The organism is Methanosarcina sp. A14 (assembly GCF_001729375.1).
GTDB classification, from domain to species: domain Archaea; phylum Halobacteriota; class Methanosarcinia; order Methanosarcinales; family Methanosarcinaceae; genus Methanosarcina; species Methanosarcina barkeri.
Window position 1 is genome coordinate 1 of record NZ_LZPK01000358.1, and the last position, 16,841, is coordinate 16,841.

At 38.5% G+C, this 16,841-nt stretch carries 14 protein-coding genes and 2 pseudogenes; 5 read left to right on the forward strand and 11 right to left on the reverse strand.

What is annotated here, in order from left to right; genetic code table 11:
- Both A9239_RS18585 and A9239_RS15530 read left to right on the forward strand, forming a co-directional pair.
- Positions 1–860, forward strand: a pseudogene (locus A9239_RS18585) (IS1634 family transposase); the annotation flags it as partial.
- A 392-nt stretch (positions 861–1,252) separates the two neighbouring features.
- Complete coding sequence (locus A9239_RS15530) at positions 1,253–2,719, forward strand: sulfatase-like hydrolase/transferase (protein WP_230668825.1); 1,467 nt, start codon at positions 1,253–1,255, stop codon at positions 2,717–2,719.
- A gap of 118 nt (positions 2,720–2,837) precedes the next feature.
- Here the strand turns inward: A9239_RS15530 and A9239_RS15535 are convergent, their stop codons facing one another.
- The 4 genes and pseudogenes from A9239_RS15535 to A9239_RS15550 form a co-directional block, all read right to left on the reverse strand.
- Complete coding sequence (locus tag A9239_RS15535) at positions 2,838–3,116, reverse strand: acylphosphatase (RefSeq protein WP_048117310.1); 279 nt, start codon at positions 3,114–3,116, stop codon at positions 2,838–2,840.
- 859 nt (positions 3,117–3,975) lie between these two features.
- Positions 3,976–4,539: a hypothetical protein gene (locus A9239_RS15540; RefSeq protein WP_230668823.1), complete on the reverse strand. Its 564-nt coding sequence runs from the start codon at positions 4,537–4,539 to the stop codon at positions 3,976–3,978.
- A 120-nt stretch (positions 4,540–4,659) separates the two neighbouring features.
- Positions 4,660–5,213 (reverse strand): annotated as a pseudogene (locus tag A9239_RS15545) (transposase).
- Between the two features lie 350 nt (positions 5,214–5,563).
- Complete coding sequence (locus A9239_RS15550; protein WP_080941447.1) at positions 5,564–6,031, reverse strand: DUF3795 domain-containing protein; 468 nt, start codon at positions 6,029–6,031, stop codon at positions 5,564–5,566.
- Between the two features lie 307 nt (positions 6,032–6,338).
- Between A9239_RS15550 and A9239_RS15555 the strand changes: the two genes are divergently transcribed.
- A complete protein-coding gene (locus A9239_RS15555) occupies positions 6,339–7,544 on the forward strand; it encodes an aspartate aminotransferase family protein (protein WP_048117318.1) in 1,206 nt (401 codons plus the stop codon).
- Between the two features lie 343 nt (positions 7,545–7,887).
- On the opposite strand, the gene A9239_RS19740 is transcribed toward A9239_RS15555, so the two are convergent.
- A complete protein-coding gene (locus tag A9239_RS19740; protein ID WP_155396454.1) occupies positions 7,888–8,034 on the reverse strand; it encodes a hypothetical protein in 147 nt (48 codons plus the stop codon).
- Between the two features lie 134 nt (positions 8,035–8,168).
- On the opposite strand from A9239_RS19740, the gene A9239_RS15560 reads away from it, so the two are divergent.
- A complete protein-coding gene (locus tag A9239_RS15560) occupies positions 8,169–8,906 on the forward strand; it encodes a V4R domain-containing protein (protein WP_048117320.1) in 738 nt (245 codons plus the stop codon).
- 169 nt (positions 8,907–9,075) lie between these two features.
- Here the strand turns inward: A9239_RS15560 and A9239_RS15565 are convergent, their stop codons facing one another.
- From A9239_RS15565 to A9239_RS15595, 6 genes are all read right to left on the reverse strand, one after another.
- Entirely contained in the window at positions 9,076–9,771 is a 696-nt protein-coding gene (locus A9239_RS15565; protein WP_048117322.1) for a DUF2110 family protein, read from the reverse strand.
- Between the two features lie 56 nt (positions 9,772–9,827).
- Positions 9,828–10,448, reverse strand: a complete 621-nt coding sequence (locus A9239_RS15570; RefSeq protein WP_048117325.1) for a MarR family winged helix-turn-helix transcriptional regulator — start codon at positions 10,446–10,448, stop codon at positions 9,828–9,830.
- A gap of 173 nt (positions 10,449–10,621) precedes the next feature.
- Entirely contained in the window at positions 10,622–11,788 is a 1,167-nt protein-coding gene (locus A9239_RS15575) for a tRNA (guanine(10)-N(2))-dimethyltransferase (RefSeq protein ID WP_048155551.1), read from the reverse strand.
- Positions 11,789–11,812: 24 nt separating this feature from the next.
- The gene (locus tag A9239_RS15580; protein WP_052712812.1) at positions 11,813–12,469 is read right to left on the reverse strand and encodes a hypothetical protein; all 657 of its coding nucleotides are present in this window, start codon (positions 12,467–12,469) and stop codon (positions 11,813–11,815) included.
- Positions 12,470–12,960: 491 nt separating this feature from the next.
- Positions 12,961–13,533 (reverse strand): hypothetical protein, encoded by a 573-nt coding sequence (locus A9239_RS15585; RefSeq protein ID WP_048155545.1) that lies wholly within the window; start codon positions 13,531–13,533, stop codon positions 12,961–12,963.
- A 904-nt stretch (positions 13,534–14,437) separates the two neighbouring features.
- A complete protein-coding gene (locus tag A9239_RS15595) occupies positions 14,438–14,662 on the reverse strand; it encodes a hypothetical protein (protein ID WP_048117336.1) in 225 nt (74 codons plus the stop codon).
- A 1,017-nt stretch (positions 14,663–15,679) separates the two neighbouring features.
- Here A9239_RS15595 and A9239_RS15600 point away from each other — a divergent pair.
- Positions 15,680–16,771: a hypothetical protein gene (locus A9239_RS15600; protein WP_048117339.1), complete on the forward strand. Its 1,092-nt coding sequence runs from the start codon at positions 15,680–15,682 to the stop codon at positions 16,769–16,771.
- Positions 16,772–16,841: the final 70 nt, after the last annotated feature.

The following is a 16,841-nucleotide window of genomic DNA, read 5'->3' on the forward strand; positions in this document are numbered from 1 at the left end:
ATCGGTTTGTTAAGCTACAAGCTGACTGATAATTTTAGCATCAAAGAAGCTGGCAAATGGTTAAATCAAAAAGAAATTCTGGATGTCTTAAACCTTGAAAGTTTTCACGAAAGAGTTCTTTACAGAACTCTTGAGCTTTTGGGACGTAACAAAAAGGAAATTCTGTGTGATATTCTGGACTCTCTATTTTCTACTTATGGTTTTGAAGAGACGAACATAAACCTGGATTGGACGAGTATAGTTCTTCACGGGACTAAAGCCAACCTTGGTAAATTCGGATATAGCAGAGATCACAGACCTGACAAGTTGCAGATAACAGTTGGAGTGAGTGAGTTAAAAGCTGTCATAGATAACAAAAAGCTTCCTAAGAAATTCAGAGTAAATAATGAGTTGATTGAGATTAATTACTCTTTTAGAACTAAGCTCGAAGAGCTTAGTGACGAGGAAGTTATAGAACTATTGAAAGCTTCACTGATTAATGGGAGAGAAGGATTTTTCGGTCTGAAATCAAACAGAGATTTGACACTTGAAGATGCGTTGATAACATACAGAAAAAAGGATTTTATTGAGAAATATTCCATTCATTGAAGAACGAAATCAACATTAAACCGTTGAGAGTGTGGTCGGATGATGGCATTTATGGAGCGATTATCCTTGGGTTTATCGCTCAATAATTCATATCGCTGATGCGATATGAATTTGAGGACCTAAAACACATATCTACAAAATTCATTAAAAAAAGCTTGAAGAATTTGACACTTACAGTCAAGTTCAAGATAAATGGAGTCAAAAATTATATTGTTGCGAATTTTGATCGGATCAATAGCTTGATAGTAGCAAAAATGAATGGAATTACATAGAATATATAACAAATTTTTATAAACTTAAACAAATTGTCAAGTCCATTTGGGATAAAAAAGAAGGGAAATAGTCAGTACCAATTAGTGGATACTGTCAAAGTCAGGATGAATAGTGCAAGGAGTACAGCTTGCAGTCCCATGAACTTGAAAATTGGTACGGAGTGTTTTATTTTTGCTGACAGCTCATGCAAAGTTCCTGTAAAATAGATTGCAATTACAGGATATCAGGCAGAAAGTTTATCTTTAAAAGGTAAATTCTTTATAACTTGAATTAAAAATAATTTATAATGTTTCAGATTGTCCGAAAACCCAGATCTTTCTCAGTTCTATTTTTTCTTGTAATGCTTAGTGTCTTTTTTATTTTTCCAGCCCCTGCCTCTGGACTGACCGAAGTGGAGGCAAATCCTGTTAACACACCTCAGAGTGCAGTCGTGCTGATTGTAGACGGTCTAAGTGCACCTTTTATCTATCCTGAACTTACGCCACATGCACTCGACGGCACACCCCTTGAAAAAGCCGAACTTGAGAATATACCGGAAATAAGTAAAGAGAGCGCAAGGGTTCTGGAATTCCGAGCACCTCAGACTTTTACCGAAGGAGGACATTCTGTCCTTGTCACAGGAAATCCGGGTGCAGACAGTGAACTTGTAAGCTTTAAAGATGCCACTGTTTTCGATATTCTACACAGGGAAGGCTATCTCTGTATTGCGGTTATGGAAAGAGGGGATTCCTGGTCAATCCGTGCCGAGCAGGATGTTATTCTCAGGGATGAAAATAACTCCATAAATAAAATAAAAATTATTCTCGAGCAACACGAGCCTTCCTCTGACAATCCAGAGACACCTGAAGGGCTTTTACAGGTTATGGAAGAAGCTGCTGACAAAGCTCCCGGATATGTCACATCAAAAGAGACACGGGAAAAGTATAGTGGATATAACCGATGGGGAGTCGAAACTGCGTGCAATATTGTTAAGTATATGGCCAGAAACAAACCGGAACAAAAATACTTGCTCACTATTAATGTAGGCGCTGTAGATTCAAGCGGGCACCACCGTGATAATTATGGGTATATAGACTGCATCGAATGTCTTGATAACGATATTTCCTCACTTTATGAGCTCTGCAAGAAAAATGACCTTGCCTTTGTACTGACAGCAGACCATGGAATGGGCTTTTCCAAAGATGATTCCAAGGGTGGACACCAGTCCAAAAAATTTACGGATACAGATGAAGCACAGCTCGTTCCCCTTATAGTGCATACCCAGGACGTTGAAAGCGGAATTATCAGGGGAAAGCACGGTCAGGAAGACTTTGCTCCAACGTTGCTTGGAGTTCTTGATATTCCAGACCGGCCAAGGTTTGCAGAAGGGAAACAAATCCTTTTGACAGACCACGTAAACCTGAAGGTAGAGCTTCCGGAAAAGGGTTCTGTAGAACTCAGGAAGAATGGGAATGGGAAAGACGGAAACGTAAAGGAAGGAAACGTAAAGGATGGAAGTATTGTAGCTTCCCTGCAACATGATGACGAGTTCCTCTTCCTTGGGCTTGAGCCGGAAAGCACCTATACGGTCAGTGCTACTCTTGATTCCGGAAACAGCCTTGAAGAACAGGAAAAAGAGCTCACTCTTGAAACCGACTCGGTACTGGAATTCACCGAAAAAGGGCAGAAAATCGAAGAAAGTAGTGAAGAAAGTTCAGAATCAGATTCAGGTTCTGGAAAAAATTCTACTGCTGGGTTCTCAAAAAAGGAATCTGGAAAATCTAATTCGAGCTTAACGCACCTGATAGGATACCTTTTGATAGGATTGGTCAATCTTGTAGGAATTGTGATTATTGCAAAGATCCTGAAAAAAAGCTGAAGAGGCGTTTACCACGCTTTTTCCTGCTTTTTCGCTCAAGCCTTTTTTCAAAAAGGTTGAAAAAAAGCTGAAGAGGCGTTTACCACGCTTTTTCCTGCTTTTTCGCTCAAGCCTTTTTTCAAAAGGCTTGGTAAACATTTCCAAGGGCTTCCCTAAAAGTGACATCGACATCTTCCACGTGTGCAAACATGGGTCCTTTCCTGAGTTCATTTATATAAAGTTCCACAGCTTCAGGTCTGCCTTCGGCAATGACAAAAACCCTGCCGTCTCTTAAATTTTTGGGGTTAGATTCTACACCCAGACGCTGGGCTGCGTTTCTTGCAAATCTTCGAAAACCCACGCCCTGTACCCTTCCGGATACAAGGATTTCCGCCCGTACAGTTTCTTCAGAGGTCACAAATGGCTATTTTGAATAACCCTGATTTATAGTTATGGTTAGTTCTGATGGGGAAATTCGAGAGATAGTGGATTTTGGATATAAAAAGAGGCGAAATATAAGGGAAAAAGTACATTCAATTTTTCGTCTGAATCACCATGTTCAGAGTACAACATCTAGGACTAAATATTATCTAAAAGTAAACAAGCCAACATGCAAGGGTTGCTCAACACAGTCAAAGACGGCGGACTTAAGATCCGTTTACGAAGGTATTCGTGGATTCAAACTCCACCTTCGCATCTGATTTTAGGGTGATAAGTAACGTGAAAAAACGCAAAGCATTTGTAAAGGTAATTAACAACTGTGTCTTTCATCCGTTTAGATTGTGATAGCATATGTAGAAGTTAGTGGGTTACAATACTTTCCGGATAGGCTCTTGTTTGATTTTGTTTCCAAGATTATCATTGCTACGATTGGGAAACATATTTACAAAGTCATTATATGATAGGCTTTCTGATTACTGTGACCTGCCACTAAGCTAAAGACTTAGCGGCTTCCTCATCATAGATGACCATCGGCATCTCCAAAGGCTTTAATTCCAGCTGAACCGTCAGTACTGAGTCTTGCTCTTTCGCTCGTTTCGGCTTTAAGTAGTTACAAGCTAGAGTCGAAGGTTTTTCTACAACCTACTGAGCCTGATGGTAAACTCTTAAAAAAAGATTGCCTGGTTTTCGCATACCTTAATTTAATATTAAATTATCCGATGGTCTATGAAGTTAAAGAATACTGAAAAGAATAGGAGAGACGTTGATGCTTATATTCCCTGAGGTAAAGAAACAGGGGTTTTACGCCTCTTCATATAAAAGTTCTTTATCAAATGTTATTCATCATCCTCAAAACGCTGGAGAATTGAATCAACAGGTTCGATTTCAAACTTCTCTGCACCAACAAGACATGATCCTTCAAAATCACATGTCCAGATAGGGTAGTCTGAATATTTATCCACGACATCTTTAAAAAACTCTCTAACCGGAAGTGCACGAAGGTTGACATATTTATCCAGTTTTAGATCCAGAGTACCGTAAAGCACTTCAATTAATTCATTTAGTAATTTTAATAACACTGAGGTTCGTTGGAATTCTGGATTCCACAAACCAATTTTTTCTACAATATCTTTGACCTTTATATATTGCTCATACTCCCACATTTCAAGTATATCATTGTTGAAATGTTTGGATACTATTTCATAAACACCTGGAATTTTAACTATTGATTGAGTAATTTCTTCGTTACGAAGTCTATCACTACCGAAGTGTTTAGATACTATTTCATAAACTCCTGGAATATTGACTATTGATTCAAGATTTTCCTCTTTAATACGTGCATAAAGAATTCTGTCAAAATCATCTTTTGTCATATTATTGTAGTTCATGTATGTTCCCATTGCTTAGCTCGTTGACTACAAGATTCAATCCTAGTTTTCGTGGACCTTGCTCGCAGATACAGAAACTATATATGTAAAATTATTTTTAAATTTCGCTTTTATGAACAATTTTAATAAAAATCAAAGACTAAGAACATATCCGAAAAGTCCTGCTGCTTTGAATGTTATCCATGCGCATGTGAAATGAAGCATAGCAAAGTAATTCTCGATTTTCGTTTCTCATCTTATAAGCAGTCTTTTGAATCTGTTTATCCAGGGAATATGTCCTTTCTACAACCCATCTTCTTGCCCTAAAACTTGGTCTCTCTATTCTTATGTTTTCTTCTCCACGGCTTTTAATATGGGCAGTATGACCATATTCTTTAACCAATTTTCTGATATCCGATCCCAGCTCCACCTAATGGTGCTTTTGTCATAGCACCGTCAAGTGCTTGCCACTCCCACTATAATCCATTTTTATGCTCGCATTCCAGTAGACCAGCTTTCCACATGTTCTCAAATAATCCGGATCTTTGCTATTCTTGAAATCGATCATGGACAGTACTTGAAGCTCCATAAAATCGTGGCAAAGATTTCCATTGGCAGCCAGTATGAAGAAGATCGAAAATACCACTCAAGATTCTCTTATCATCTTTTCTATAGTCACGCCTGTAGTTATTGCAACAAAAGCTCATTGTACCTTATTGAGTAGTTGCATTATTTATCCTCATGACTATAGGTCTTCCAGGTTTCTTTTTAGGTTTAGGAAGAGGTAAGAATGGTTTGGTTTTAGTCCAGAACTCGTCGGAGAGCTCATAGTCCTGTACGTTTTTTCGTGTTGCCACTACTCAACATTGCCCTAGAATGTAGTAATTCTACTTTTCGGATAGATTCTAAATCAAAATTTGGGTCAAAAAATTAGTTCGTTTTTTCTTCAAATATTATCCATTTTTTAGGTCAGCTGAGTCTCTTCATCATCCCAAACTAACAAGTAGAAGAAAGAAACGAATCTTTATCGATGACGAATAAATAGATCCCATACTAACTATGGTTTTGTTTTTTCAGTACTTTCTTTTTGCCACCTATAATGGATTCCACGTTTTGAAAACCATCTTTCTGGACCGTATTTGCCAATTAAGTCTAAGTGGTAGTCTAAATTCGGATGAACGGACCTCAAATAATCAAGTTTAGTACAGCTACAGCGATCGCTGCACTCCCAGCATCCGAGGTATCCTTTACCTTGCACACAGTTCCTGATTTCACAGACAGGTTTTCCACCTCCTTCTCTGCAAGGTACAGGACATTTTAATGATTCGATTTCCTTAAGTAACCTGATAAATACCGGATATTCTTCAAAGACAGGATTTTTCTCAGATTTAAGTTTTGCATACTCATCAAACTGAAGATTGGAAAGTGTTTCTTCAAGTTTATGAACGAGATCAAACAAATCCTTGTTAGAAGGGATGCAATCGATACAACATAACCCACACCAAGCTGTGAACTTTTCATTCATCTTTTTACCTCAAGAGACAACTGTTGATCTCAAATATGCTTAGAACTTATACGCAGTTGAACTGAAGAATCAACAGCATCAGGCCGCTAATTATCTAAAATGTGACTTTAATCCACAATCTTTGCTGTAATTGATTTTTCTTTTCAAGTGCGTAAGTCCTATATTAATGTTCGACTTTCAGATATCAACAGATTGATAAAGTGGGATAACTTCAATTGAATTTAGCGATACCGGACAGTTGGTCTGAGATAAGCATTTCTCAGGTGCTACCCTCAAGTTTCTTCCGGTTATAGAGGAAATGAGTTATATGTCAAGCAAGACAACATTTGAAATCGAGGACAAGTGCCTCCCGCCTTTCTTCGTGAAGCAGAAAATCTCCATTGAAAAAGGAGATGGAGTTTATGTATGGGATGAAGAAGGGAAGATGTATATTGATTTCACAGCAGGTTGGGGTGTAACATGTATTGGTCATGCAAACCCGGTTATCACTGAGGCCTTGATCGATCAGGGAAAAAAAATAATTCAAAACCCCAATTCGGGACTTACATATTCCCCGGCACGTGCACGTCTACTGTCCTTACTCGTAGAAATTCTGCCTCCCAATCTTACAAGAGTATTCTTCACAAATAGCGGAGCTGAAGCAAATGACGCTGCCATTAAATTGGCTCGAAAGGTAACAGGCAGGCCCGACATAATTTCTACAGATCAAAGCTTTCATGGTCGTACGATTAGTACTACATCGGCCACAGGTCAGGCCAAGCATAGAGATAGGTATAGTCCTCTGATGCCTAATTATCGGTTCGTACCCTATGATGACCTGGAAGCTATGAAACGTTCCCTGGACGAGAATGTTGCTGCAGTAATTCTTGAACCTATTCAGGGAGAAGGTGGAGTTCACATACCTTCTGAAGGATACCTGAAAGAGGTAAGCAGCCTGTGTAATAAGAATGGCAGCCTGTTGATCGTGGATGAGATCCAAACCGGATTTTTCAGAACAGGGCCAGCTTTTGTTACAAGTTCTTGTGGTGCGAAAGCAGACTTTATGACAATGGCAAAAGGAATTGCAGGTGGTTTCCCATTTGGTGCTTTTGCTTTGTCTGAGAACGTCGCAAAGAAACTCGAAATAGGCGACCACGGAGGTACATACTGTGGCAACCCTCTTGGTTGTGCCGTTTCCTATGCAGTGATAAAATATCTTATAGATAACAACATTTCCCAAAATGTGAAAGAAATGGGCTCTTTTGCCCTGGAAAAAATGAGTTTATGGCCAAAAATTTATGGGAATGTAATTGCCGACATACGGGGAAAAGGGCTTCTTATTATGGTCGAATTCCAGAGCGAAGACATCGCTACAAATGTCAAAAATGAGTGTTTGGCAAGAGGTGTATTTGTCACTCAAACTCAGGGTAATGGAATCAGGATATTTCCCGCGCTAAACATCAAGAAGGAAGAGTTAGAAAAAGGTCTTTTAATTATCGAGGATGTGATTAAGGAAATTGACCTTACCTTCTAAATGTCTCATTATATAGCTGTCTGGCTAGTTTAATATGAATATCCAGGAGAAAGGCATCGAAATGCCCCAATCCTTTTTTATATAGCCTCCATCACCCTTTAGCCCCGTTACCTTTGAGATCTTTTCTTATTCCATTAACCTCAATGAACCCCTAGACAGCGTGATCCATGTTCAATATGACGTGAACGCATTCCATCCCGGCACGAATGCATACCAACCCATTACTCCTGAGGACAACGTATCCTCTTCAAATTGAGTGGAAATCTCTCAATTTCCATTCAGTGAGCTTTTTTCTCTGATTCGTTGAACCAGAGATGGCATCTAGAATGTGCTGCCTAATATATTACATATGATGATATGCAATTACACCCAGTTTCTTTGCTGTCTGAACAATCGTCATAAATGTGTCATTTGCTTTTGTTCCTTCCTCTGTTAATTCTCTTTTTGAATAAGATCTATCTATTCCCGAATCAACCTTTCCTTTTTCCAAACAAGATATTTTTCTTTTCGGGCTCGTTCATACAAATCATCAATTTTATAAATTTATAAATATATATATTATGAAATCATTCGTGGACGTGCGAACGATTTATATATTCTAAATGCAACTTATCTAAAGATATTATGGCAAAACCTGAGAGTAAAACAGAATTTTTTTATAATGACACCGGACTGGTAGCAATAGGCAGTCCTGTTAAACTCCAGATCCTTAATTTGCTCAGGGAAGAACCCAGGTCGTTTGATGAAATCGTAAAATTTACAGCAAAAGCCAAATCAACTATTTCCGTACACCTCAACAATCTAAGGTCATGCGAGCTTGTGAAAGAAAACTTTGATCCAGGAGATCGCCGTCGAAAGATTTATTCTCTCACTTCCCGCTACATGGGCTGCTCTCAGGAGCCTTTCATTGAGAATTATAGAAGTTTACTGGAAAAGGTTCCTTCATGCGGAAACGATAGGTTCTGTTTTACAGAAATCCTGCTCCATGCGCTTTACTTTGGCTTTGAAGCATATGGGATTGATAATACCCCTGTTGTAAAAATGATAGGAACCGATCTCGGAAGATCTATTTCCCCTAATTTTAAATCAGAAACCCCTGAAGAACTCCTGAGAGAAATCGGGGATTTTCTGGAATTCCATAGGAAGTGCAGGGTTACCGTACTTGTGGACCTCCCTGCTCTTCAGATTGAAGACAATTTCAAAGCCAGATCAACACCGGTAACAGGAAAACCCTTTTGCACCTTAACGGAAGGCATTATTGAGGGAATTCTTAAAGGAAAGCTTGAGAAGGAGTGCAGAGTTACCGAGACCGAATGTTACGGATCAGGGCATGAACACTGCCTTTTTAAGATAACAGTATAAATTTCTTTACCGCGCTGATAGCATTACATTTGTATTATTATTAACAACTTAGGGTCTTAAGCCGCAATCCATTCTTAAAATCAACTGGCTTATAAAATGGCTTATAAAATTTTTTTTGGCCCATCTCTTTTTTCGAGCTTCGGTCTATTTTCCTTGTCAGAATGAGATGTCAGCGAGAAGTTCCGATTACGACTCCCATCTCGGATTTCAGACGAGGTCCTATTGCTGCAACTATACCAGGCCCGTCGGTTTTTTCTCGGCACACGATTGTATGTTCCAGAAGCCCAAGGCGCTCGATTTCGTAAATGTCCCTTCCATGACCTGTTTTTTTAATTGCGCTTTTGATTTCCGAGCGGGTTGCCCCGTTAACAGTTACCCTATCAGTAGCTGCCTTTATCCAGCTCCACCAGATATCAAGCTGTTTTTTGGTGAAACGAGCTTTTAAATTCTTATTAGCCTCAATAACCTCAACCTCAGCCGGCAAATGGGGTATGAGACCGAATCTCGATGCAAGCTGTTTTGGCTTTCCGCTGCCCAGAGCTTTCAGTTCTTCGGTTTCAACTTTTACAGGCACTCCAATATTGACCAGAAAAGCGTCCTCTCCGAAAGCCTGGAGAAATCCCATATAAACCTTTCCAGGTTCAGCTTTCTTTGCAGGCGTCCCATATCTGGAGGTCAGCAGATTTGCAGACACTTCCTCATCCTCGCCTTCAAGGATGAACTCGGCCCAGTTTTCAGGGGTAATGGAAATCTCAAATTTTACTTCAAGGTCTTTCAATTCGTTCTCAACCAGAGTTTTCAAAAGTCCAGCCATTCTTTCCCGGTTCTTTCCGTAAATATGCTGGAGGGTTACAACTTTCATCATATTTTTCCTACCAATTCTCTCTTCTGCTTTGTTTTTACCGGGAACTGAATTATTCCTCAGCTCCTGAGGTAAGCTTCCAGAAGCTTTTCACTTTCTTCCAGAGCTGAGATTACAGTCTCATTAATGGGGCTTTCTGCCCTTTCAATCTGGTTCTGGAGTTTTTTAATATCCCGACTATAAGGGCCAAGTTTCCGAGAAATCGTATCCTTACTATCTCTCTGCTCTATTGCGTCCCTATGTATACTTTCGATTTTGTTTCTGAGTTTTTGAATCTTCTCAAAAATTTCAGCGCTCAGAGGGTCAAGCTCTTCTACCTGTTCAGGTTCTTTACCGCCTTCATTTTCTGCAGCTTCTTCATTTTCAGGACCTGTATCCTGGAACTCCTCGTTCTTATCCTTCAAAGGCTCCTCTTCAATTAAATCCCTGAACTCTTTAAGAGCAGCTTCAACCTCTCTTCCGTATTCTGTAAGTTCAACAAACTTTATCCGCCCTTCAGATGTGAATCTTATAAGTCCGCACTGTTCCATTTTCGCGAGGATCCTTGTTGTATGAGCAAAGGTGGAGTCTATCTCTTTAGAAATAACAGACGCATAGGTCTTCCCCATTGAGCCTATAAACAATAGCGCACGAGTGGGTTTTTCCTGCAAAAATAACTTTTCTGGATTTTCGTCGGACATAATATCACATTGGAATTTCTCTAGCGGGTTACTTCTAGATCTGAGTCAAAGCACTTTAAGTATTCTTCAATGGCTTATATAATACTGAGATTCTTCAGTGGTTTATATGGTTTATATAATACTGAAACAGTTACCAACCTTTACTTTTACCTTTGCATTTTTATCTAAGGAACTCACTCTGAAAGCGCCCTGATTATTTCCTTAATTTCTGTAATAGGCGCATCGGTTCGGAATGAAGTACCGCTGAAATGAGTCCTTGATGCTTCAAATCCGTTGGCTTTAAGGGCTTCTATCAGGATTTCTATTCCGGTTGCAGAAGCTCCAAGTTCTTTACAGATCACATGTTGGTCATAGAACATCGGGATATCGAGTTCATCCCTGCAGAAAGTAATTATTTTTTTTGCTTTATCCCTTGTGTTTAGAGGATGCACTTCAAGTTCGGAAATAACCTCATCACAGAATGCCTGTTCCCTGAATGGCCCAAGCCATAGAGGCCCTGCAATTTGTGTGGAAGCTCCGCAAACAGGGCATTCTTTTTCTATATGTACTGCAAGTCCGTATACAGGCCCTCGAAATCCGCATTTCGGGCAATGAATGCTAAAGCCCATTGATTTTAGAGTTCGGTCAGTCTGTTTTGTTCCGGGGAGAATCTCAAGATACGCGCGAACATAGTGGCGTGTCACATGGGAAAGCAGAGGTAACATCCCTTTTTCATGCTTTGCAAGCTCTCTGGCACACGCTCCCAGGAGAACTCGAAGCCCCATTTCACTATGGTATTCAGTGTTAAGAGGTACAGCCGCATATTTTCGTATCCCGGCTTTCAGATGAGCCCCGCATAAGGGAGCCGTATCTGTTGCGGTAACCGACAGCATACTCCTGACCGAGGCCGATGCCGCGTCCAGGAAGGGTGCAGGAGTACCAAAGGGGTCGAGGTCCACGATATGGTATTTTTGCTTGTGAAGCAGCACATTTGCACTCTTACGGGTAGCCAGGGTCTTTTCCTCAAGCTCGTTAATTTTAATATTTTCCTTTATAAGTTCGAGTGCTTCAGGACTCCAGTCATTCATGGTAGCATGGATCCCTACTTCACCTGCAATCCGAAGTCCCCTTATTCCTGACGCTGAAAAAGCGTCCACATAATGAACTTCTTCCCTGAGAAGTTCTTTTCTCGAAAGAAGCCTTTTCACAAATGCAGCCGTGGCTGCAACATTAATATCGCGGTTAAGTTCCATCTCCGGATTATAAAAAACCGGAGCTGCCGAGGGAGGGAAGGTTGCATCCGGAGGCGGTACCGGAACTGAAACCTTTGTTGTGCCTTCGACTATAGTTTTATATGTCATTTGGAACTGCTATACTTTGGGATCTTATTTTACAGTGATGGTCGTCTGCATTTTCGGATATCCTTTTACACTGAAATTGTAGCTTCCTGACTCATTGAACGTGTACTCCAGAGTATTTCCATATGCAAGCCTTTGGTCCTCGAAAAGGTGCTTCTTGCTGGTCATGGTAAGAACACTGGATTCCTGGTAGTTCCTCCAAACAACTGTATCTCCGAGATTAATTTTCAGGCTTGAAGGGATCATAAGATAATTCTTAAGCCTTACAAGGTGTGACTTCGGTACGGTTTCACCAGGCTGGTTTGCTCCAGCTTGCCCCTTTTCCCCGGTCCAGATTTCTGTTTGCTCCATCTCAGGCTCATTAGTCATTCCAGAAATTTCCGCTTCTTCTGGAGTGTCTAAATCTACCTGTGTTACCATTTCTTTCTGAGTTCCCATTTCTTCCTGTGTTCCCGTTTCTTCCGGTGTCCACATTTCCCCTTCAGTTTCCGTCTTTTCCGGCGTCCACGTTTCTTCCTGCATTCCTACAGGCGTTCTCACTTCTCTTTGTCTTTGTGAACCTCCTGAACTGCCGCTTGCCTCTCGGTCTTTTTTCCCATTATCCTTTTCGTTTTCCGAGCTCAGGCAGCCTGATATTATTACTGATAGGGCCATCAGGAGTAAAATTATTTGTTTTGTTTTCAATCCCCTTCCCCTTATTGCTAATCTACCTTTTGTATTCCCAATTTAATATAAGCCATTTATAAATAATAATGCTTTCTTAGAACAGTCCTTTAAACCTGAGTTATTTTTGAAGTGAAGGTGTGAATTTTGGATGATAAGCACTAATCTAGATCATATAATAAGGAACTTATTTTAGTAATAAGGAACTTATTTTAGCAATAAGGAACTTATTTTAGCAATAAGGAACTTATTTTAATGTTACTTTGTATATTATTTAGGAACGTATCTCTAAAGGTCTCAGAAAGCTTTAAAAAAGAACATGCACACTTAAGGAGAAGCAAATTAAGATGTATATTTGTCCAGAAATGTCCTGATTTAAAAAATTTGAAAAATAGATTGCCAGGAAATTTTATCGGCCGAAATTTTATCGGCCTTTCCTGCAAATAGTTAGAACATTTATCAAGCCCGATTTTCCCTGAACTTTTGACTCTTCATTTTTTAGGAACTATTTATCAGGGTTCAGCCACACTAACGGTAACATTCATTCTGGGCTGGCCGATAACACTGAAGCGGTAGTCTCCGGTCTCGTTGAAGGTATATGTAAAAGCACGTTTGTACGCAAGTCTTGTATCATCAAAGAGCTTTTCTTCACTCGCGAGAGTAAGAATTCTTTTTGGGCTGTCTTCCATGTTTACCCAAGAAACTGATTCTCCTTTCTTTATTTCAAGACTTGAAGAACTTATTCTGTTATTGATCAGTCTTAACAGATATGGGGTGTCCTTAATTTCAGAAGTTGAGATATTGAGTCTTCCATTATTTCCCAAAGTTACATTTTCCTGAGTTATATTTTCCTGAGTTATATTTTCCTGAGTTACATTTTCCTGAGTTACATTTTCTTCCGAGGTTTCGGTTTCTATGGCAGTTGCATTTTCTTCCGGTGTATCTACAATAGTTGTATTTTCCACAGGAGTTGCGGTTTCTTCAGGGGTTGCATTTTTCTCTGTTGAGGGTTGTTCATTCCCTGTGCATCCTGAAAATAAAACGGCGCCGAATATAAGAAGCAGCACAATTATTTTTGTTTTCATCTTATTCCTCACATCTTGCGATTGTGAAATTTAGGAAATCAACAGATCAAGTCAAAATCTACGTAATTTTAAGCTAATATTCAATTTGAAGCTTAACCATTTAGATTTTGTTGACCCTTATTAACCTCTGTTCTTTTTTGTTTAATCTTAATTTAACCTTTATTGACTTTGAGGACTCAGTATTTTATTATTACAGTCCTTTCTTAAGAGAATTTCAAATCTTATTATTCTTTTTTAGGATAGTCCGTACTTATAAATGTATTTTCTACTTTCATTTATCACTTTTTGAAGTACTTTTACTTTTGACAAATTTTTTAAAATTTATTCGTATATTTTTGAAATATCCCACCGTTTTAGGCCTTTTGCCTTCATTGAAAACTTCCGGCAACCATTTCCTGAAGTTTCAGTTGAGGTAATAACTGCAAATTTAATATAATTATCCAAAAACAATAATAGGTAAAATGTTATTTTTGAAGACATCTGAGGAAAGTAAGATCAATATATGGGGGAGAAAATAGCGTCTGCAAAAGAAGAGATAGACAGCCAAATTATGAAACTCTGAAATGAAATCTTTGAACTTGAAGATAAACTTGGTGAAGAGCTGGATATTAAGTATACAGAGTGGCGTAAAGTAGAAACATTATTGAATAAGGTGTAGATGTAGATGCAGCTGTAATGCATATAGAGTCTACCAAGGGAATTAGAAAAGAAAGCATGCTTATTTACACAGAGGTCAAAACAATCAAAGATAAGTGTAAACAGGAAATGGATGAGAAATACATGAAAATAGATACATTAAACAAAGAAAAAATGGTATAAAACGTTGCTCGTTTACTTTTTAGGAGAAACGCCAGAAATCAGGGTGCTTAATCCCCTGATAAAAAATAAAGACGTCTTATGGCACTTAATAACGGATGGGATTAGAGCCATACCTTGTACCATGTCTTTTTTCTTCATCTTCTACTTTTATTTTATGCGATACAGTTGAACCGGCTGTTTTTTCTTCTTCTTTTGTTTTATGCCAGTCACACAAAGAATAACGTTCTTTGCAATGCATGATGTATTTTAAAACACAGGCGAATCCTATTATTGCTAAGATACAACCCACTATTTTCATTAACTTATTCACAATTATTCACCCCTAGTTACTATTGTATTTCATAGTTTATGAAGATATTCAAACAGACAGGTTTGCCATAGGGCTCATTAAAATAGAATTTGTAACTACTCCAATATTTAGCCTTCGGTTCCTTGATTTTTAGAAATAATCTCATATTTAGCAGTTTATTCCTTGATTTTTAGAAATAATCTCCATTGGTCATCGGTTAAGGAATTTTCGTGCCTGAGATATCTATTTTGCATTAGAAACTGGCTTTAAATTATAGCCTCTTTACATGAAATAGAGATCTTGTTCTAGCTCATGATCTATTAAAGTATTTGAAAAATATTAAGGGGATTGGCGCAATTTGTCACGATTCTTTACTTAACAACAGTCATAAATAAAGTAAATTGAATTACTTTCTCTATTTAAATTTAAGCATTTTTATGCGGAGCAGAATAAAATGGAAAGCTTTATAGATTCTTTATACAACTAATTTATTCAGTCTATTTTTTTGAAAATACTGTAAAGGACGAGAATATAATGACAACAAAAAAATCACGCCTGGTAGTTTTAGCTTCAACCGCCTTTCTTTTGTTATTTATTGTCTTTTCATCCACTGCATCAGTAGCCACTGCACAAATTTTTTCTTCCGCGACATATGCATAGATATCTAATTCGGTTCCGTTGCAAAAAATCTAGTGTCATAGCAATTTAATTATTGAGCATAATCTTTGATAACTTTTTATCAACAGAAAATGATTCAGGGATAACATGTGACCAACAATTAAATTTTCAAGACACTGGCTTTATTACAAAATCAGTGAAACTTTTCACAATCAGGAGAGTTAATCAATTTTACCATGGGAAAATGAGACACAAAGGTATGAATTATAGTATCAAACTGAGGAAATATTATTTTTGTAATAAAACCTAACAAATGGACCATTTTACTTCATAGCTGGTATGTGTATGTTTTTGTACTTCATTATGATGTCATCATTCAGATTATACAAATTATTTACGATAGATTGAACAGGAGTTAAAATGAAACTGCCACTAAAAATAACAGGTGTCTTCTTAATCTTCGCTCTGCTGATATCGTGTGTAGCAGCAACTGAAAACAAAGATCTCCCAACAAAAGAAGAAATAACTGATTTCATTGCTGGTATCCCAGTATCTGATAACTATATTATTACAGTATTTGATACCGTGAAAGATAAACAGCCGACATGGAACTGTGATACATGGGAAGATAAAAATGGTAATCAGATGCTCAGTTTGTATTATGTAAATCCAGACTCATCAAAAGGATATGGTAGCATATACTTCAATGAGTTAGGGGAAGAAATCTCCATGTGTAGAGTTGAAGCCAAACTGGTAAATCATTATGTAGGAGAAGCTGTTTCTGAAGAAAGCAAAGAGGATGTAAAAGGAACTGAGGACGAAGAGGCAAACGATCCGACAAAAGAACCTGAAAACATACAAACTGATGCGTTAAACAATTATGATACAACTATTGTAAATAATTATGATAATTCACAAACTAACACGCAAAAAACTACTATAAACAATTATTATAGTAAAGAACCTGAAAACACACAAGAAGAACCTGAAGAAACCTCAGTCGACCAGCCGGAAAAATCTTCTGCAAGTGTGGACCTTCATGGCGAAAAAACGTCAGTTCTTAAGGGAGAAGACATCCTGTTCAAGCTTTCGGCTGTGAATTTTATCACAAAGCCTACCATGCATGTCCAGGCGATTATTATTCCTCCGTCTGGGATGAGTGTCTCTTCTTCAGAGTTTGTTGAGTCCGGTGCGGGACAGTACACAACTACTTATGACATTGAACCCGGCAAGGGAAGGGATATTGAAGTGAGGATTGCAGCCAACCAGGTTGGGGATTTTGATGTTACAGGCAGGGTAATTTATTATTTTGGAAATAATAAAAATGATGGAGAAGATAAAATGCTTGATCTCCCTATTCATGTAGATGATTCAAACCCTGAACCATCCAACCCTGAACCATCCGCATCTAAAGATAAGTCCGTTACCATTTCTGTTCCTGATATACCTGGATTTGGAGCGGCAAGCCTCGTAATGATATTGGCAATGGTATTTCTTTTAAGAAGAAATTAAATAACAATAATTTATAGAGTGCACGTGAGTTATTAATCAGTTCTGAAAAACTCCTGTTTTTCCTTATCAG